Below are 18,971 nucleotides of genomic sequence, written 5' to 3'. Positions count from 1 at the left end.
ACGCGAGAGCACCCCCTCGAGCACCCACGCGCGAGACCCCGCGCACCCCCGCGCGCCTCCTCCCACCAGGGCGGATGAGGTTTTCGGCAGGGGCAAGATCTTGGTGGCTAATTCCAATTCTCCTGCTGTGAGCCGGAGTTGATCGCTGAGGAACGACGACTCCAGCGGATGGGATCATGCTGATCGTTGATCTCGTCGTGATTCCTTGGGGATCGGAGTGTGTCGTGTCGATGCAGCCGCGGCCTTGGCCGGAGCCGGATCCGCAGGTGGCTGCGGCGATCCGGGCGATCTACCGGGGCCGGCGGGCGGTTCCGTTGCCGGTGCAGGTGCGTGACCGGCTGGGCGAACTGTTCCCGGACGCGGCGTTCGCCGAGGCGTTCGGCCGGGCGGGTAAGCCGGGCTGGTCGCCGGGGCGTCTGGCGCTGGTCACGGTGCTGCAGAAGGCCGCGAACCTGACCGACCGGCAGGCCGCGGACGAGGTCCGCGAGAACCTGGCCTGGAAGTACGCACTCGGCCTGGACCTGGAGGATCCGGGATTCGACCACAGCGTGCTGCCGGAGTTCCGCTCCCGTGTCGTCGCCCACGGGCTGGAGGAGCGGGTGCTGGACCTGTTGCTGGAGCGGCTGACGGCGCTGGACCTGCTGACGGCGGACGGCAGTCAGCGCACCGACTCCACGCACATCGTGTCGGCGGTGCGGGACCTGAACCGGCTGGAGCTGGTCGGCGAGAGCGTCCGCGCTGCGTTGAACGCGCTCGCCGCCGCCTGCCCCGACTGGGTGGACCAGGTGCTGGTGGTGGACGACTGGAGCCATCGCTATGGAGATCGGGTGGACAGCTGGCGGCTGCCGACCTCCAAGACCAAGCAGGACAAACTCGCGCTCGCCTACGCGCAGGACGGCTACACGCTGCTGCAGGCCGTCTACGCACCCGCCTCGCCCGGGTGGCTGCGCGAACTGCCCGCGGTTCAGACCCTGCGGCAGGTGCTGGTGCAGAACTTCACCCGCACCGCCGACCGCGTCGGCAGGCTGCGGATCCGGCGGCGTGAGCGCGCCGAGGACGGCGGCGACGGCCTGCCGCCCGCCCCATCCCGCCTGGCCTCCCCCTACGACACCGACACCCGCTGGTCTGCCAAGCGCGAGACGTTCTGGAACGGCTACAAGCTCCACGTCTCCGAGACCTGCCACCCACAAGCCGAGGGCGACCGGCCCGGACGCCCAAACCTGATCACCAACGTCACCACCACCTGCTCAACCCTGCCGGACAGCAAGGCCCTGAGCGCGATCCACCAGGGCCTGCACCGGCGCCACCTGCTGCCCGCCCGGCACTACCTCGACTCCGGCTACCCCAGCGCCGAGCTCATCGCGTCCGCCGCCAAGACCTATGGCGTCGCCCTGGTCACGCCGGTCCTGCTCGACACCTCCCGCCAGGCCAAGGCCCGACAAGGCTTCGCGGCCCACGACTTCACCATCGACTGGGAGAACAACAAGGCCCTCTGCCCGGCGGGAAAGACCAGCGCCACCTGGAACGACGTCGTCCAGGAGGGCGTGGCCAAGACCGTCGTCTCCTTCGCCGCCCTGGACTGCATCCCCTGCCCCGTCAAGGAGCGGTGCACCAGCTCACGACAGGGCCGCCGGCTCAGCCTCTACCCCTGGGAGCTCACCGAGGCCATCCGCGCCGCCCGCGCCCGGCAGCGGGACGGCACCTGGCAACGCGACTACGCCCTGCGGGCCGGGGTCGAGGGAACCGTCCGGCAAGCCACCCACACCACCGGCCTGCGCCGGGCCCGCTACCGCGGCCTCGCGAAGACTCACCTCGACCACACCACCAGCGCCGCCGCCCTGAACCTCATCCGACTCCACGCCTGGTGGAACGGCCACCCCCTCGACCGCGTCAACCACAGCCACCTCGCCAGACTCCAACTCAGCCTTACGGCATGAGCGTTGGAGTTAACCACCAAGATCCTGCCCTTGCCGAATACCTCATCCGTGCTGGTCAGGCCGCATGCTGGTACTCGTGGAGGGTGCCGCCAAGCCGCGCTCGCCGTCGTATGTCCAGACGGGCGATCCGGTCCGGGTCCTCGATCGGAGCRGGCAGCGGGTGGAGGGGGCGGGCGTTCGCGAGGCCCTGGTGCGGCCGGTGCTCGTTGTAGAACGTCTCGAACTCGCGTAGTGCGTGCAGGAGATGGCGTTGGTTCCAGATCAATGTGCGGTCCAGCAGTTCTCGTCGGCAGGTCTGCACCCACCGCTCCATGATCGAGTTCATTCTCGGTATCCGGACGCCGCTGAGCACCACCTCGATACCCGCGTCCTTGAGGACGGCGTCGAACAGCCGCGGGAACTTCCCGTCCCGATCCCTGATCAGACAGCGCGCCCAACAGCCGGCGTCCTCGAGGTCCATGACAAGATTCCTCGCCGCCTGGACCACCAGGACGCGGTCGGATGCGCGGTSGCGCCSAGGATCCGGATCCGGCGGTTCGCGTGCTCGATCGCGGCGAACACGTACAAGCGGGCCCCGGACGGGGTGACGGTTTCGAAAAAGTCGCACGCCAGGAGCGAGGCTGTCGCACAACTCCTGCCCGGTGAAGGTCAAGAGCGAGTTCTGGCCGTGTGGCTGAGCAGYTTGTTGAGGTTGTGGACCGTGCCGAGGAGCTTGATCTCGGCGTCCACGGCCGGGCGGCCGCGGTAGTTGAGGTGGCGCCCGAATCGCTGGAAGAGCTGGGCGAATCCCGGCTCGACCAGGGCACTGCGTTGCCGGTACTGGGCCCGACCGGTTGGGGTGGCGAGGCGGGCGGCCATCGCGTGCTGGCCGRCGCGGGCGTGTCGGCGCTTCGCGGGAAGGCCTGCCTGGTGGGCTTCGCTGGTGACCGAGACCAGCAGCGGAAGGTCGGTGAGGGCTTCGAAGGCGGCGGTGGAGGCGTATCCGCTGTCGGCGAGCCAGAGCTGGATGTCACCGGGAAGCCCGGCGGCCTGGTGGTTGTGCCGGGTCTTGGCCACCATCGGGACGAGGGCCGTGGTGTCCGAGGGATTGTCGTGCACCTCGATGGCCAGCAGGAGCTGGCGGCGGGCACACGTGATCTGCAGGTTGTATCCCTGCAGGTAGCCGCCGCGTTTGCTGAGCATCAGCCGAGAGTCGGGGTCACTCAGACAGGCACGGGCCTCCGGTGAGGGGACCGGCCGGGGGGTGCGGGCCCGTTCCAACCAGGYCCGCGCCTTCACCAGCCGGGCCCGCTGCCGCACCAGGACGGTCTTGTGCTCCAGCGGGACCGGCGGYCGGCCGTTCGCCCCGCGGCGGCCCGCCGCCCGGTCCGCCCCGGCCCGGGCTTCGTACTTCTCTAGTTTTGCCTGGTGAGCCGCGGTTTCCGCGGCCAGGCGCTGCTCGGCCCGGGCCACCATCCGCTCCGCGGCCTCGACCTTGAGTCTGGTCTCGCCCGGTGAGGGCCGGGCCCGTTCGTACACCTTCTGCCTGGCCGTGCGGGCTCGCGTGAGCCGGTCGCACAGCCGGGACAAACGAGGCCAGTCGTTGGAGGCGGTGTCGCTGTCGGCTGCTGCGGAGTCGTCGGCCTCCACGCTCCGCGCATGGACGAGTGCGTCGTCCATCAGCGCGTTGATCTCGTCGTCGCACTGGGAGATGATCGCCTCAAGACGGTGCAGGCGCTGGTTGGCGTCGCGGGATGCGTTCGCGTCCATCGGGGAGCCATCCACGGCCACCGCCGAGAGGTCCACCAGCCCCCGCCGGCCGCACAGCGCCAGCACCTGCACGAACAGCGAGTTCAGGGCATCGCGGTGGCGCCGGATGAACCGCGCCACGGTGGAGTGGTCCATCCTGCGATTCGCGGTGATGACCCGGCAGCCCACGTCATCCCAACAGGCCTGCTCGATGCGGCGGGAAGACCGTATTCCCTTGCTGTAGCAGTACAGGATCAGCGCGACCTGGTTCGTGGGAGGGTAAGCGGCCCCTCCCTGCCCGTCGGCACGGTAGCTGTCCTCGAACGCCGAGAGATCCAGCTCTCCGACGGCGTTGAGCACCTTCCAGCACAGGTGCTCGGGCGGCAGCCACTCCCGTACATTCCGCGGCATCTCAAGATCACGTTCACGGTCGCACAACAGGAAGTTCCGCCCCACAGACCAAGATTCCGATGCCTGCCCGGCGGCCGGAACCGAACAGCGAATCGCTCTTGACCTTCACCGGGCAGGAGTTGTGCGACAGCCTCTGGGCACTCCCGCCAGAACACCGAAAGCTACCCGACCCGGCCCCGGCCGCCCACGAGGCCGCACCAACAGCCGCGCACCCCGCCACCCCGTCGGCAAACACCAACGCAAAAAGGACACCCCCTTCGCCGACATGCACCCGCTCGGGAGGCAGCAGCCGGTCGGAGAGCCGACCAAGTTGCGCGGTGGCTACAAGGCGTTCGGTCTGACCGGTGGCGTGCTGAACGCCGCACAGGCACCGGCGTACATCAGGGAATACGGTGTGCTCGACGGCCTGGGCGAGATGCTCAAGGACTCGATCGATCCCTTCGGATTCCATCGTGCACTGGATCCGCCTGCGCCCCAGGTCGCATGACCTGAGCAGGTGCTGAAGTCGGGGGCCCGTCCGGAAGCAACCGGGCGAGCCCCCGGCCCTGAATCGCAAGAGGAGGTTTTATGGACGCCATCACAGCGGAATGCGTCGTGGCCGAGTTCATGCGGCAGGTTCCGGGAGCCCGGGACGTGCTCGACGACATCAGGGAGCGGGACCCCGGCCTCGGTGACGACTGGGAGAGGGGGAATGCCCCGGATCTGCTGGAATTCTTCCTGAGCGCCTTCAGCGGGCCGGTGCTCCTGCCCTTGTTGCAGGACGAGTCGGCGACCCCGGACGATCTCGAGCCCTGTTTCCGCTATCTCGAAGGTCTCTGTCTGAATGAGGAGACGTATTTTCGGAGCTCTGTCGAGTTCGGGATCCTTGAACAGTTTCTCGAGAGCCGGGAAATGGTCCTGCGCGCATACGCGCGCAGTCTGCCGAAAACCCGGGAACGCGTGACCGGGATGCTCAGCCAGTATCCGGACACGTATGCGGGAATCCGGGGCGACCTCGACAGCGTCGACGGGGTATGAGAAAATGGTACGATGCGAAACGGCAGGGGCTCACAGTGGTGGGACCCCGGCCGTCGTCGTACGCCCTGCGGCGTGAGCCGCCCTACGGCGTCAGCGTCTGGCCCAGGTGCAACGTCGTTCGCTTAGTGGTCGGCTTCGTGGGCCTGTCTGTTGCTGATGGGCGTCACGCATTCTTCACCAGTGGTGTGGCATTCATTTTTACTGGTCTGGCGTCTTTGTTCTGGGGAGTTTCCCCCAGCTGATGCAGACCGACCAGCGCACCGCGAGGCAGTCGCCCTACGAGCGGGTCACCGAGATCAGCCGCGAACTGAAGATCCTCGCCGCCGACACCGGCGCCGTGCTCATCGCCCTGGCCCAGCTCAACCGCGGGCCCGAACAACGGCAGGACAAGCGGCCGGCGGTCAGCGACCTGCGGGACTCCGGCGCTCTGGAGCAGGACGCGGATGCGATCCTCCTGCTGCACCGCGAGGACTACTACGAGCCGGAGTCCGAGCGGTCCGGGGAGACCGATCTGATCGTGGCCAAGCACCGCAACGGGCCCACCGCCACCGTGACGGTGGCCCACCAGTTCCACTACAGCCGGCTGCGCGACATGTCCGCCGCCGAAGAACCCGCCCCCTGACCGTCCTGGGCGCCGCTGTGCGGCCCGTTCCGCCCGGCGCCGGGCAACTACCCCGGCCCGGCCGGGAACGCCGTACAGCGGCCCCCACAGCCGATCATGAACGGAGACCCCGATGGGCATCATCGGAGACGGCCTCGAGCGCGCCGTACAAGGAGCGTTCACCCGCCCCATCCCCAAGTCGGCCGGCGCGCAGGTGCGTTACCTGGTCAAGCAGCTCAAGGGCACCCGCGCGGTGGCCGGCGCGCTTGGCGTCTCGCAGCGCACCGTGGAGCGGTACGTCAAGGACCAGATCAAAAAGCCCCGTGCCGCTCTCGCCGCCCGGATGGAGCGCGAGGTGAGGAAGGGCACTGTCACATTGGCTGACCCGTGGGATGATCTCCGAGTTGATCATGGTGGAGGAGGGTCTCCGTGGGGGACGCATCGCCGTTGTACAAGGGGCACCGGTACCCAGTCGAGATCATCTCCCACTGCGTGTGGCTGTACTTCCGCTTCCCGCTGTCGTTCCGCGAGGTGGAGGAGCTCATGCTCGAGCGCGGTGTGACCGTCTCCCACGAGACGGTCCGCCGCTGGTGCGCCAAGTTCGGACAAACCTATGCGAACGGACTGCGCCGCCGCCGGCCCCGCCCCGGGGATAAATGGCACCTGGACGAGGTGTTCGTCAGGATCAACGGGGAGCTGAMGTACCKGTGGCGGGCCGTCGACCAGGACGGGATGGTGCTGGACATCCTCGTGCAGAACCGCCGGGACACCGCCGCGGCCAGGCGCTTCTTCCGCCGCCTGATGAAGAAGACGCGCGCGGTGCCCCGGGTGGTGGTCACCGACAAGCTCCGCTCCTCCGGCGCGCCCACCGCGAGGTCATGCCCTCCGTCGAGCACCGCTGTCACCAGGGCCTGAACCACCGGGCGGAGAACAGCCACCGGCCCACCCGGCAACGCGAACGCGCGATACGGCCTGAACACAGGACCTGACCGCAAGCCCACCACGCTCCGGCACACCGCCAGACACCGCCCCACCCAACAACGTGACAGCGCCCCTGTGCGGCTTGCGCCGCGCACGGGTCCGCGTTCGTCAAAGCTTGCGGCCGACCCCGCACCACATCGGCAGCGCGCCAGGAGACTGGCTACCCGCAGAGTCGGGATGCCACTCGGGCAGTTGGACGACGCCGGGGTCCAGCAGATCCGCACCGGCGAAGAACTGGGTGACCTCGGCGTGTGTGCGGGGCGTGGCTCCCGCGTGCTCGGCGGCCCGATCGTTGTACCTGCGCATCGACTCGGCGACCTCTTCGGCTCCGATGTCCGCGGCCGGGTGGGAGAGGACGATGTGACTGCCGGGGGCGAGCGCGTCGAGGAGCCGTCGGGCGATCCCATGGGGGCCGTCGGCGTCCGGAATGTACTGCAGAACCGCCACGAGCATCAAGCCCACGGGTTGCGACAGATCCAGCGTCTCCCGAGCTGCCGTCAGGATGCCGTCCACGTCACGCAGGTCTGCCTCCAGATAGTCAGTCGTTCCTTCCTGGGTGCTGACCAGCAGCGCGCGGGCATGAGACAGGACAATGGGGTCGTTGTCGACGTAGACCACCCGGGCGCCGGGATCGACCCGCTGCGCCACCTCGTGCGTGTTGTCCGCCGCCGGAATCCCGGTGCCGATGTCGAGGAACTGCCGTACCCCTGCTTTCCCGGCCAAGTGCCGCACCGCCCGCCCCAGGAAGGCCCGGTTGGCCCGGACCGCCGGAACGACCTGCGGATTGGCTGCAGCGGCCAGTTCGGCCGCCTCCTGGTCAGCAGGGTAGTGGTCCTTGCCACCCAGCCAGGCGTTGTACACCCGCGCGGGATGCGCCACCGAAGAGTTGATCGGCACCATTCCACCGGTCGAACGCTCGCTCATCCCAACTCGCTCCCCGAACCTTGCCTCACCAGATGCCTACCGTACCCAACACAAGACAACTCCCCTACACGCAAACCCCGTTGTGATCATCAGAGGCCGGGGGCCGCTGCCCGGGCGCGGTGTCATCGTGTCCTACGAGACGACCCGTCGGTGGTGCCTGAAGTCCGGCCAGTCCCACGCAGGCGCGCTGCGCCGCCGACCTCCCCGCCCCGGCGACGGGTGGCACCTGGCCGAGGTCTTCAGCACGATCGACGGCGAGCAGAAGTATCTCTGGCGCGCGGTCGGCCAGGACGGCACCGTGCTGGACATCCCCGGCCAGCACCGGCGCCACCAGGCGCGGCCCGGCGCTTCTTCCGTCGGCTCCTCCAAGGAGTCGGGCCGTGCCGAGGGTGATCGTCACGGACAGGCTCCGTTCCTACGGGGCGGCCCACCGCGAGGTCATGCCCTCCGTGGAGCACCGCTGCCACGCAGGCTTGAACAACCCGGTCGAGAACTTCCACCGGCCGACGCGGCGGCGTGAAGCGAGGAAGGGCTTCCGCAGTGCCGGTGGGGCCCAGCGGTTCCTGGCCGCGTTCGGCGGGATCTCGCCCCACTGCCGGCCCCGCCGCCACCTGATGACCGCCCCCGGCTACCGAGCCGAGATGACCATCCGCTTCGCGATTTGGGAGCAGATCACCGGCGCCGCCGGCCGGCCCGCCGAGGCCTGAACACCGGCCCGGAACCCGGCCCCCACCATGCCCCGACGCGCCGTCAGAGACCCACGTACCCAATAATGTGACAGCGCCGCGGCATCTGTTCCACGCCCTGCGGGAGTTCGAGCGTTTCTACAATGTGCACCGTCCCCATCAGGGCATCGCGAACGCTCGCCCGCTGAACCCTTGCCTGCGCCGATCGCCGATCCGGACCTAATCACCCGCCTCGAGGTACGAAGACGCGATCGCTTTGGCGGCATTCTCCACGAGTACCGCCATGCGGCCTGACCTGCCCGGACGAGATTTCGGCAAGGGCATGCCCACCGGCCTTGGGGAAGAAGGGTCCGCACACTCTGTGCTCTCCTCACCGGCACGGACAAGAAGGTGCGCAACGGGGCGGCCGTCTCGTAGGCGTGGGTGAGCGGGCTGTCGCCGCGAACGGGGGTGCTGCCCCTGGCTGTGCTCGACGGTTCGCTCGTCTACCTGGTCAGGGGCAGCCGAAGCGGCGCCACCCTGGTGGAGGGTGGCGCCGCATCGGTGCCGACGTGGGTGGAGCGCCCGGAGCCGTCAGGGTAGGCGAGCCCTCCGGGCGCTCCCGGCATTCAGGGTGTTACTTTCGGAACGGGCCGGTCACCTCGTAGGTGATGCCGCCGGAGGAGCTGCCGCTCGTGCCGCGCTGGCTGGAGAAGTACAGGCGGGTGCCGTCGGGGGAGAAGGCCGGTCCGGTGATCTCCGAGCTGGCCTGGCCGACGATACGCAGGAACGGGGTGACGATGTCGTCCGGGGTGATGATGCAGATCTCCATGTTTCCGCCGTCCTCGGCGACGAACAGGTCGCCGGAGGAGGAACCGGTCACGTTGTCGACGCCGGTCAGCGGGGCGGTGCCGGGGCTGACGAGGCTGTCGTCGTAGGCCAGCTCGTAGGTGCTGTTCGCGAGGTTGACCTGCCAGACGCGGTTGTCGCCCTTGGTGGTGAACCAGATGGTGTCGTTGGCGTAGTGGCAGCCTTCACCGCCGTTGAACCGCTTGGCGCCGGAGACCTGGCGACGGGTCAGGGTCGGGGCGCCGTCGGGGTCCGGCACGGTCGCCCACGTGAAGGAGCCGGAGGTGGCCGTGCCGGCCTTGAGGACCTGCAGGGTGCCGGAGGACAGGTCGCCCCAGGTGGTCGGGATGAAGCGGTAGAAGCAGCCGTCCGACTCGTCCTCGGTCAGGTAGATCACCTTGCGGACCGGGTCGGAGGCGGCTGCCTCGTGCTTGAACTTGCCCATGGCGTCACGGCGGATCGCGGCGTTCACACCGTACGGGTCGGTCTCGTAGACGTAACCCAGGCTGACCTCCTCGCAGGACAGCCAGGTGTTCCATGGGGTGGCGCCGCCCGCGCAGTTCTGGCGGGTATTGGACAGGATGCGGTAGGCGTCGGTGACCGTGCCCGAGGAGTTGAACTTGACGGCGCTCACGCCGCCGCTGGGGTTGATCTCCGAGTTGGAGACGTAGATCCAGCCCGTGCCGTCGGCGAAGCAGGCACCGCCGTCGGGAGCGCTGTGCCAGATGTACGACGTGCTGCCGACCTTCTGGCTGGAGCGGGCGATCACCCGGCTGCTGAAACCGCTCGGCAACTGGATGCCGTTGGCGTCGGCCGCGCCGAGCGCGCCGTACGGGCCGGGGCCGTTTTGGGCCGGGGCCGCGTAGGCGGCGCCGCGCATGAGGGTGCCGCCGAATGCTGCGGCGGAGGTGCCGATGACTGCACCGCGCAGGAAGTTACGACGTTCCATGTCTACTCCTCCGTCAAGAAGAAACAACCGATGGCGTTGAACGCCGCCGACTGGCCTCGGAGGACAGTACGGTCACCCCACCGAATCGATCAGGATTACCCGGGCGAACTCCACCCGACCAATCCGTGACGAACCGTCAAGCGGAGAGGGCACTTCACCAGGTGAAGGCCAGAGTGACCTGCGACCATGCCCCCCATTACCTTCTTCGTGGCCCTGCAATGGGGCTCCCGGCCTCTGGAGCCGGCATGACTGGTCCCCCCTGTCGAACGCATGGCAATGCCGTTGCTTTTAGTGGTCGTGCCACCGGTTGTTCAAGGCCACGGTGACCGGTGGGCGACGGCTGCTGGGGGGCTCGCCAGGAGCTTTGCTGGCGTAGCCGGTGATGCAGGAACGGATCTTGCGAGGGCAGTCACGCGACCTCCGGCGGGGCAGCAGGCTGCGACCGATTTCAGAGAGTCCGAGGCGTCGGTCCCGCTTGCGGGCTGAGGGGGGAAAAGCCGCTCGGTGAGGTCACCGAGCGGCGGACGACGTGCAGGGCCCGGGTGAACGAGGTCCGTTCGGCCGTGCTGCGGTGCAGGCGAGCGGCCTCGTCCAGCAGATCCCGGGTGGCGTGGTGCACGATCAGGTGTGCGTAGATCTCCTGCCGCACGCCGTCCGGTGTCTGCGACCTGAGGACCGGCCGACCGCGTTGGTGGGTCTTGATCTCGTCGAAGACGAGCTCGATCTCCCAGCGCCGGGCGTAGAGGGTGGCGAGTTCTTCGGCGGGGTACTTCTCGTGATCGGTCAGGCTGGTGATGAGCCGGACGATGTCGGCCTGCCCGTCGACGCGGTACTCGATCACCCGGACCAGCGCCGGCGGCGCCTTGACGGTTCCGGCCGCCTTGCTGTGCTTGTTCGCCTCGATCCGGGCGAGGTAGCTGCCGTCGGGCAGGACGTCCTGGACCCGGCGGGCCTTGCGCCGCTCGATTCGCCACAGCAGGTGTGCGCCCTGGTCCCGGAGCCGGTGCCATCGGGCCAGACCCCACAAGCCCCGGTCTGCCAGTAACAGCGTGCCGGTCCCGACATGGGCATCCAGGGCATCGGACACGATGCGCTCGGAATCCTTGAACCCACCGATTGCGGCGTCCAGGACGGCATGGGAGGAACACTCGGCCACCGCAACCACTCTGGCCTGCGGATAGCCCATGGGACTGCGCTGGGAGCCGGACTTCCCGAAGGCGTCGTTGTTGCCCGCAGAGTCGGGCACGGCCAGCAGCATCCCGTCCAGGGCCAGCACCCGCAGCCCTCGGAACAGCTCGCCGTCCGCGCCGAGCGGCCGGGCCACAGACCGGAACAGTTCCCGCATCACCGGCCAGCCGAGTCGCTGCCGGGCCCTGGTCAGCGACGACTTGTTCACCCCGGACCAGGACCGCAGTCCCTTGTCGCCGGTCTTCACCAGCCGGAGGACCTCCAGGTAGTCGGCCTGCGGGAACAAGCACATCGCCAGCACGAAGTACACCGTGAACCGGGCGGACAACAGACGTCGGCGCTTTTCCGAGCGCCCCGCCTCACCCACCAGCCGGTCCACCAGCTCAGGGGGACACGACCGGGTCAGGACCCCCAACCCCAGCCGCTCCAGTCGCGATATCAGCACACCGCTTCAACCGCCCGAACCCCGCAAAAGCAACGGCATTGGAAGGCATGACCTGGGGGTGGTGTCACCGGGCCCGAGGGGTGCCGTCGGAGACGCTGATGAGAGGCCCGACTACCGCCCCGCCGAGCGCAATGCCCGGCATCCCGCGGGCGGCAGGTCTGCATAACGTGGATGCGCGTGTACGGCGCCAACTCCCTGGCCAGCACCGCAGCGAAGCAGTTGGGAGCACGATGTTCGACATCGGCGACGTGGGCGTCTTCCTCGGCCTGGACGTCGGTAAAACCGCCCACCACGGCCACGGGCGCACCCCGGCTGGCAAGAAGGTCTTCGACAAGCAGCTGCCCAACAGCGAGCCGAAGCTGTGGGACGTCTTCGACAAGCTGGCCGCGAAGTTCGGCACCGTCCTGGTGATCGTGGACCAGCCCGCCTCCATCGGAGCCCTGCCCCTGACCGTCGCCCGGGACGCCGGCTGCCAGGTCGCCTACCTGCCGGGCCTGGCCATGCGGCGGATCGCCGACCTGTATCCGGGCGAGGCGAAGACCGACGCGAAGGACGCCGCGGTGATCGCGGACGCCGCCCGGACGATGCCGCACACCCTGCGCTCGCTGGAACTGACCGACGAAATCACCGCCGAACTGACCGTTCTGGTGGGCTTCGACCAGGACCTCGCGGCCGAGGCCACCCGCACCAGCAACCGGATACGCGGCCTGCTCACCCAGTTTCACCCCTCGCTGGAGCGTGTCCTTGGACCCCGGCTCGATCACCCCGCGGTGGCCTGGCTGCTGGAACGCTACGGCTCCCCGCAGGCTCTGCGAAAAGCTGGCCGCCGCAAGCTCGTCGAGGTCATCCGTCCCAAGGCGCCGCGCATGGCTGCCCGGCTGATCGACGACGTCTTCGACGCCCTCGACGAGCAGACCGTCGTCGTTCCCGGCACCGGCACCCTGGACGTGGTGATCCCGTCGCTGGCCCGCTCGCTCGCGGCGGTCCACGAGCAGCGCCGGGCCCTTCAGGTCCAGATCGAAGTGCTGCTGGAGGCGCACCCTCTTTCGAAGGTCCTGACTTCGATGCCCGGCATCGGTGTCAGGACCGCCGCCGTCCTGCTGGTCACCGTCGGCGACGGCACCAGCTTCCCCAACGCCGCCCACCTCGCCTTCTACGCCGGCCTGGCTCCGGCAACCAAGTCGTCCGGGACCTCGATCCATGGCGAACACACACCCAGGGGCGGAAACCGGCAGCTCAAACGGGCCATGTTCCTGTCCGCGTTCGCCGCCCTGCACGACCCCGCCTCCCGCACCTACTACGACCGCTGTCGGAACCGCGGAAAGACCCACACACAGGCCCTTCTCCGCCTCGCCCGCCACCGGATCAGCGTGCTGTTCGCGATGCTCCGCGACGGCACCTTCTACGAGCACAGAACCCCGCGCCTCGCTTGACGAAAGATATAGAGGCACCCCCGGGAGCCGTGGGCCGCCGCCTGGTGTCACTCCCGGTCAGCCCGCCTGTCCCGCATTCCGCATCCGGGCGAACGAGGTGTCCAGCCCCCTCTTCAGCGCCCCTGCCAGGGGCCGCTCCACACAACGGTGGACCAGGTAGCTCAGCACCAGGAAGCCGGCGATCACCGAGGCGACCAGCAGCCGGGCGTCCATCGTGTCCCGCAGGCGGTTGATCAGCGTCGTACCGGCCGCGTAGTGCATCAGGTAGAGCGGGTAGGTCAGGCTCCCGGCCGTGGCCAGCCACTTCCAGCGGATACGGTCGGTCAGGCCGAGGGCGATGGCGATCATGACCAGCAGGAACACGGTGTAGATCAGCACGGCGCCCCACCAGCCGGAGACATGTTCGACCTCGTCGATGCGCTGCCCCAGCTCCCGCTGGCCCATGAGCCACGACATGGCGAGGATGCCCCACAGCAGCATGTCCTGGCCGAAGCGGTGCATGAGGTAGAGCGCGAGGCCGGCGATGAAATACCAGGCGGCGTCGGGGCCGGCGACCAACTTCAGCAGGGGGAACTCCGCCACCGGCGTGAGCATCGCAGCAGCGCCCCACACGCAGCAGAAGACGACGACCTTGCGATACGTCAGGCCGGTGACCACCACGAGCAGGAAGAGCAGGTAGAAGCGGAGCTCCGCCCACAGGGTCCAGTACACGCCGTCAACGTTCGGCACACCCGAGCCGGACTGCAGCATCGTGAAGTTGAGCAGGATGTCGCGCGGCCGCAGGCGCTCCCAGACGCCCGGCAGGGCCACCAGCACGGCCGTCGTGAACACGATCGCGAACCAGTACGCCGGGTAGAGCCGGATCACGCGCGAGACGAAGAACTGGCGGGGCGTGCGACCCCAGCACGACATGCAGATCACGAAGCCGCTGATCACGAAGAAGATCTCCACGCCGATCCAGCCGTACGTCGCGAAGTGGAACACCGTCGGCATGATGTCGGAGACCGGGCGGTCCCATATCAGGTTGTCCGGCTGGTCGACCCGATACGTGCCCGCGTAGTGGTGCACGGCGACCATCAGGGCGGCGATCAGGCGGATGGCGTCGATGGCGTACAAACGAGGGCGGGCCCGTCCAGAGGTGGCGGGTCTGCGCAGCCGGGTGGGCCGTGGCAGCTGATCGGTCCCGGCCGCGATCCCCTGCACGGGTATGGACAATGTGCCCTGCGCGTCACGCATCGGCACCTAACCCCCCTCACGAAGAAACCGCAGATCAACGATCACGGGCGTCACGTTACGACCCCACCGGCCGCCCCCCGCCACAAAAGTGCGCAGTGGCAAGCCGAAGTTGCCACGACGCTCACCGAGCCGAGCCGAAGGGTTCTCCAAAACTTCAGGCCGAGCCCATCGGGCCCCCGGCGGGGCGCTGTCACGTTGTTGAGTATGTGAGTGCCTGACGGCATGTCGGGTGTGGTGGGGCCGGGTTCCGGCTCTGTGCTCACGCTGCGGTGGGCAGGTCGGCGACGCCGGTGACCTGATCCCAGAGGGCGAAGCGGGTGATCATCTCAGCGCGGTATTCGGTGGCGGTCATCCAATGGCGATGGGGCCTGAAGTGGGGTGAGATGCCGCTGAATGCGGACAGGAACTGCTGGGCTCCGCCGACAGAGCGGAAGCCTTTCATGGCGCGTTCGCGCTGCCTCGTCGGCTGATGACTGTTCTCGGCCCGGTTATTGAGGTACTTCGACTGCCGGTGCTCGACGGAAGGCATGACCTCGCGGTGGGCGGCGCCGTAGGAGCGGATCTTGTCCGTGACGACCACCCGCGGCACCGCACGCGTCTTCTTCAGCAGGCGGCGGAAGAACCGCCGGGCGGCGGCCTTGTCCCGGCGGCTCTGCACGAGGATGTCGAGAATGTTGCCGTCCTGGTCGACGGCCCGCCACCGGTACGTCAGCTCCCCGTTGATCCTGACGAACACCTCGTCCAGATGCCATGTATCCCCGGGCCGCAGCCGGCGACGGCGCAGGCCGTCGGCGTAGGCCTGCCCGAACTTCGCACACCAGCGGCGGACGGTCTCGTGGGAGACGGTCACGCCGCGCTCGGGCAGCAGCTCCTCCACCTCGCGAAACGACAGCGGGAAGCGGAAGTACCGCCACACGCAGTAAGAGATCACCTCGGCCGGATATCGATGTCCCCTGTACGACGGCGGCGTACTGCCCACGGACACCCCTCCCAGCATGACCAACCAGAAGATCATTCCACCCGGTTGGTCAACGTGACAGCGCCCGTCGGAGAGTTGACCGTCCTCACCGCTACAGCCGAGCCGTGCCCGGCTTGTGCAGCATCCCGCGAGTTCGCTGTGCCCCTCGGTTCCTCGGCGTGGGGCTTGACCAGGCACCTCATCGCTCTCGGCCTGTGCGTCCGTGTAAGGGGCATGATGGTTCTTCAGGAATCCCGAAGGCCCACCATGATCTATGCGGGTCCCTCGCTCCCGTCTGCCGAGCTGACCTGCGGCAGCGGGAGATGACAGCCAGGACGAACCCGCAGGATGTCGCACAAACCCGCTTCCACCTGCATGGATGAGGTGTTCGGCGAGGGCAGGGTTGCCGACGCCGGGCGCGTAGGTGATGGCGGTGCCCCTGCCCCCTGGACCGCTTCAGATGTTCCCCACCCGGGCACGATCCGAACCCGTGCGTGGTCTACTTCAAGCCGGGCGAACCGGAGTCTCGGTCAGAGATCGTCGGGGTCTTCATCACTTTGTAGACGTGCGCCGATGTCGGTGGCCCATTCCAGAGCCCACGCCCGCAAGGCGTCGATCTGATCGGGCTGGAGGTCGTAGTCGGCGTAGTCCTGATCATCCCACCACTCCGCGCCAGCTAGGCGGTCGCGAAGGTCTTCCAGACTGAAGGCGTACCGCGCGTGACGTCGTCCGAGATTCTCGAGGTCGGCCTTGGACCGGTACTGGGAGGCGGCGTGGACGTCGATCAGATCGCGCACCGCGCCTCTGTCGGCAAGCGCTCGCACCTTCGTTCCGATCACGTCGTCCAGCGACAGCACCGGCCCGTACTCGCTGGACGTGGGTGGGTGCCAGAGGACCTCTTTCAGGACGTCGACCTCGCACTGTTCGCCGGTGCCGGGGTCGGTGACCAGGAGCCGGCCGGAAAGCGCCCCGGTCTCGATCTGTTCAACCTGCCAGCCACGCTCCGTGAGCCCGTGGCTCACGGAGCAGACGATCTCGCTGATCGGTGCCGGGTTCTCGGTGGCTACGTCGACGTCCTGGGAGAGTCGGTCGACCAGGCCGTGAGCTTGGACGGCGTACCCGCCGGTGATCACCAGGGGGTATGGGGTTCCAATGTCGAGGACGTCGGCCAGGAGGCGTCGGTGCAGTTCGGAGAGGTTCACGCGGCAGTGGCGGCCCTGTCCGCAGGCAGCTCGGGGAAGTGGCTCTCCCAGACGTCGCGGAGGGGTCGGCTGATCAGCGTGCGCAAGATCGGCCACTGGGCGATGAGCAGGTCCCGGTTGAGGAAAGCGATCAGGTCCTGACGCTGCCCCTCGGCCAGTACGGTGCGGTAGAGACTCATCCGCGAGCGAGGCTGGCTGAGCCCGTACGAGCGGCGACCGGACCAGACAACGTGCAAGGGCAGGTTCACCGTGCCGGTCGCCGGACCGGCGAGATCCTCCAACGACGTGGGCAGCCGCAGTGCGTACTGCTCGCGCAGCATCTCGTATGCGCTCGGCGCCGAGGAGGTGGGGGGCGAAGACACGGACATGCCTCTCAGTATCGCCCCTCGGACATCGCGGTGACCACACAACCCAGGGACTTTGCGTGTTGCGGTTCTGTCCGGTTGAGCACGTGAGTCCTGGTTGATCATGTCCATCCGAGTGTGGCCAGAGGGCGGCCTGGGTGGCGGGCATGGTGGCGGGTGGCGGCGGCAATGTTGGTCTCGCCGTCCTGCCGGCAGACGCTGATGGCGAGGTTGCGAAGGCTGGCCATCACGCGGGGCAGCCGGCCGGCGCGGATGGTGGAGGCGTCCTCGGCGAACGTGGTGTCACGGACATGGTGGAGCTGGTTCTCGATCTTCCAGTGGCCGCGGATCCAGGCCGCGATCCGGGCTCCGGACACCGCGCCGGGTGGGAGGCTGGTGACGAAGTACAGCCGCTCGATCGTGATCTTGTTGCTGGTCAGGTCCTTGCGCCAGCGCATGACGCGCAGGGCCTGACGGGCGCCGGGATAGTCAAGGTGCCGGAACGCGGCTGTCTTCAGGTGACGGACCTCGAGCCGGCCCCGGCCCCTGGTGCGGTCCTTGTGGTCCAGGGCGATGTCGGACCACGGCAGTTTCCTCAACTGCTTGAGCAGGCCGGGATGGTTGCCCTTCACGACAGCGATGTAGTGGGCGCCTTGCTCGCGCAGCCAGAGGCCGTTCGCGTGCTGGGTGTGGGCCGCGTCCGCGGTGACGACGGCGTTCTCCAGGGCCAGGCCGTCCAGAAGAGGGATGAACGCGGGTGTCTCGTTGCTTTTCGTGTCGATCTGTCGCTGTGCGAGGACCGTTCCGGCGTGGTCCATCGCGACCAGCAGCCATACCGCTTTCCCGCCGGCCGCTCTTGATCCGCGCAGCTGTTTCCCGTCCACGGCGACCGCCCGCCACCGCGCTTTCCCTGCTTCCAGATCAGCGGCTCTGGCCTGCAGAAACGTGTTCACCGCGGCGTCGAAGGCGTCGCCGTCGAGGCGGCTGAGCAGCCGCATCACCGTGGTGGGATGCGGCACTGTGACCGCCTTGCTGAACGGGTCGAACGCGAAGCCGAGGGTCAGAAGGACCCAGCGGGGCGCATCCGCGATCCACTCGGCGATCGCGGTCAGGGATCTCGCACCGGTCAGGACGCTCGCCGCGGCAGCCGTCACGATCGCCGTCAGCGGGAAACGCCGGCCACGGCGGTCGCGCGGATCCGGCAGCCCCGCGAGGAAGCGGGCGAGGCACACCGCGTCGGGCAGCGGCTGCGGTGACGGGGTACGGGCCAGTTGCTCCAGGCCCGACGGCATAGGAGAAGATGAGACAGCAGGCACGGTCTTCGGTTGTGGTTACGTGAACTCGACACTCACATGATCAACGAGGCCGTGCCTGCACCTGCATCCGGGCTCCATAAAGCGACATGGCAGCCCATCACCGGGCAACCTCACCCAACCCGCAACCTTGCAAAGTCCCTGGGGCGAGACCGCGGACCCCTGCGGGGTGCCCCGATCCCGCATCTGCAAGGTGCCGTCAGGCAGTTGAAGCGGCGCGCGAAGCCACCGCTCAACGTACAACTTCACCCAGACGGCATCGGTATGAGCCTCCACAGCCTTGACGATGAGGTCCCAACGGACGCTGTCGAAAAACTTCTGAATGTCGAGGTCGATCACCCAGTCCTTCTTCCAGCAGCGCTCCCTGCAACGCTCTACCGCGTCCAAAGCCGACCGCCGGGGCCGGTATCCGTAAGAGTCCTCGTGGAACACAGGGTCCACACGGACACCGAGATGCCGGGCCACGACTGTCTGGGCGACCCGGTCGGCGACAGTGGGAATGCCAAGCATTCTCATGCCTCCACCGTGCCGCTTTGGAATTTCTACCGCACGCACCGGGGGAGGGAAATACGTCCCCGACGACATCCTATTCCAGACCTTGTAGAGGTTGTTCCTCAGATCGGCCTCGAATTCCTCGATGGACTGCGCATCCACTCCCGGCACGCCCTGATTCCTCTTCACATCCTGGAAAGCCTCCCAGACCTCCAACTTCGGAATATCAAACGRCTTGCCTAACGACTTCAACTGCTCCATCGGCTCCTCCCGGACATCGCCGGTTGACCAAACAAAC

General features: G+C 68.0%; 14 protein-coding genes and 6 pseudogenes. 9 read left to right on the top strand and 11 right to left on the bottom strand.

All coding sequences use genetic code 11. From position 1 onward, the window contains the following. Positions 1-266: 266 nt before the first annotated feature. Complete coding sequence (locus DIZ27_RS38015) at positions 267-1,937, top strand: IS1182 family transposase (protein ID WP_258308738.1); 1,671 nt, start codon at positions 267-269, stop codon at positions 1,935-1,937. 55 nt (positions 1,938-1,992) lie between these two features. Here the strand turns inward: DIZ27_RS38015 and DIZ27_RS38010 are convergent. After that, positions 1,993-2,585, bottom strand: a pseudogene (locus DIZ27_RS38010) (integrase core domain-containing protein); the annotation flags it as partial. Continuing rightward, entirely contained in the window at positions 2,586-4,076 is a 1,491-nt protein-coding gene (locus DIZ27_RS38005; protein ID WP_109382945.1) for a transposase, read from the bottom strand. 265 nt (positions 4,077-4,341) lie between these two features. Here DIZ27_RS38005 and DIZ27_RS38000 point away from each other — a divergent pair, with 265 nt between their 5' ends. The 5 genes and pseudogenes from DIZ27_RS38000 to DIZ27_RS37980 form a co-directional block, all read left to right on the top strand. Continuing rightward, positions 4,342-4,563, top strand: coding sequence for a hypothetical protein (locus DIZ27_RS38000; protein ID WP_109382944.1), 222 nt, complete (start codon positions 4,342-4,344; stop codon positions 4,561-4,563). 80 nt (positions 4,564-4,643) lie between these two features. Further along, entirely contained in the window at positions 4,644-5,093 is a 450-nt protein-coding gene (locus DIZ27_RS37995) for a hypothetical protein (RefSeq protein WP_109382943.1), read from the top strand. 217 nt (positions 5,094-5,310) lie between these two features. Continuing rightward, a pseudogene (locus DIZ27_RS37990) lies at positions 5,311-5,715 on the top strand (DnaB-like helicase C-terminal domain-containing protein); the annotation flags it as partial. A gap of 112 nt (positions 5,716-5,827) precedes the next feature. Then, positions 5,828-6,058, top strand: a pseudogene (locus tag DIZ27_RS37985) (XRE family transcriptional regulator); the annotation flags it as partial. Between the two features lie 65 nt (positions 6,059-6,123). Beyond that, a pseudogene (locus tag DIZ27_RS37980) lies at positions 6,124-6,665 on the top strand (IS6 family transposase); the annotation flags it as partial. 118 nt (positions 6,666-6,783) lie between these two features. On the opposite strand, the gene DIZ27_RS37975 reads toward DIZ27_RS37980, so the two are convergent. Further along, complete coding sequence (locus DIZ27_RS37975) at positions 6,784-7,599, bottom strand: SAM-dependent methyltransferase (protein WP_109382941.1); 816 nt, start codon at positions 7,597-7,599, stop codon at positions 6,784-6,786. A 115-nt stretch (positions 7,600-7,714) separates the two neighbouring features. Here DIZ27_RS37975 and DIZ27_RS37970 point away from each other — a divergent pair. Both DIZ27_RS37970 and DIZ27_RS47885 read left to right on the top strand, forming a co-directional pair. After that, positions 7,715-8,306: pseudogene (locus DIZ27_RS37970) on the top strand (IS6 family transposase); the annotation flags it as partial. 79 nt (positions 8,307-8,385) lie between these two features. Beyond that, positions 8,386-8,579, top strand: a pseudogene (locus tag DIZ27_RS47885) (transposase); the annotation flags it as partial. Positions 8,580-8,901: 322 nt separating this feature from the next. On the opposite strand, the gene DIZ27_RS37960 reads toward DIZ27_RS47885, so the two are convergent. Together DIZ27_RS37960 and DIZ27_RS37955 are read right to left on the bottom strand one after the other, a co-directional pair. Next, on the bottom strand, positions 8,902-10,062 hold the full coding sequence (locus tag DIZ27_RS37960; protein WP_109382940.1) for an alkaline phosphatase PhoX: 1,161 nt from the start codon (positions 10,060-10,062) through the stop codon (positions 8,902-8,904). 448 nt (positions 10,063-10,510) lie between these two features. Beyond that, positions 10,511-11,695, bottom strand: a complete 1,185-nt coding sequence (locus DIZ27_RS37955; RefSeq protein WP_258308737.1) for an IS4 family transposase — start codon at positions 11,693-11,695, stop codon at positions 10,511-10,513. 230 nt (positions 11,696-11,925) lie between these two features. Here DIZ27_RS37955 and DIZ27_RS37950 point away from each other — a divergent pair, with 230 nt between their 5' ends. After that, positions 11,926-13,128, top strand: a complete 1,203-nt coding sequence (locus tag DIZ27_RS37950) for an IS110 family transposase (RefSeq protein WP_109382939.1) — start codon at positions 11,926-11,928, stop codon at positions 13,126-13,128. Positions 13,129-13,185: 57 nt separating this feature from the next. On the opposite strand, the gene DIZ27_RS37945 is transcribed toward DIZ27_RS37950, so the two are convergent. From DIZ27_RS37945 to DIZ27_RS37920, 6 genes are all read right to left on the bottom strand, one after another. Further along, positions 13,186-14,364: an acyltransferase gene (locus tag DIZ27_RS37945; RefSeq protein WP_109382938.1), complete on the bottom strand. Its 1,179-nt coding sequence runs from the start codon at positions 14,362-14,364 to the stop codon at positions 13,186-13,188. Between the two features lie 259 nt (positions 14,365-14,623). Then, on the bottom strand, positions 14,624-15,361 hold the full coding sequence (locus DIZ27_RS37940; RefSeq protein WP_109382966.1) for an IS6 family transposase: 738 nt from the start codon (positions 15,359-15,361) through the stop codon (positions 14,624-14,626). Positions 15,362-15,852: 491 nt separating this feature from the next. Then, positions 15,853-16,524, bottom strand: coding sequence for a nucleotidyl transferase AbiEii/AbiGii toxin family protein (locus DIZ27_RS37935; RefSeq protein WP_109382937.1), 672 nt, complete (start codon positions 16,522-16,524; stop codon positions 15,853-15,855). Further along, positions 16,521-16,892: a hypothetical protein gene (locus DIZ27_RS37930; RefSeq protein ID WP_109382936.1), complete on the bottom strand. Its 372-nt coding sequence runs from the start codon at positions 16,890-16,892 to the stop codon at positions 16,521-16,523. The genes DIZ27_RS37935 and DIZ27_RS37930 overlap by 4 nt, the downstream gene beginning before the upstream one ends. Before the next feature lie 98 nt (positions 16,893-16,990). Then, positions 16,991-18,160, bottom strand: a complete 1,170-nt coding sequence (locus tag DIZ27_RS37925; protein WP_109382935.1) for an ISAs1 family transposase — start codon at positions 18,158-18,160, stop codon at positions 16,991-16,993. Positions 18,161-18,199: 39 nt separating this feature from the next. After that, on the bottom strand, positions 18,200-18,971 hold a 772-nt coding region (locus tag DIZ27_RS37920), incomplete at its 5' end, for a reverse transcriptase domain-containing protein (RefSeq protein WP_258308735.1).

This window comes from Streptomyces sp. NWU339 (genome assembly GCF_003143855.1).
Lineage (GTDB): Bacteria > Actinomycetota > Actinomycetes > Streptomycetales > Streptomycetaceae > Streptomyces.
The sequence above is the reverse complement of the archived record's forward strand: the minus strand, read 5'-3'. Positions and strand labels throughout refer to the sequence as shown.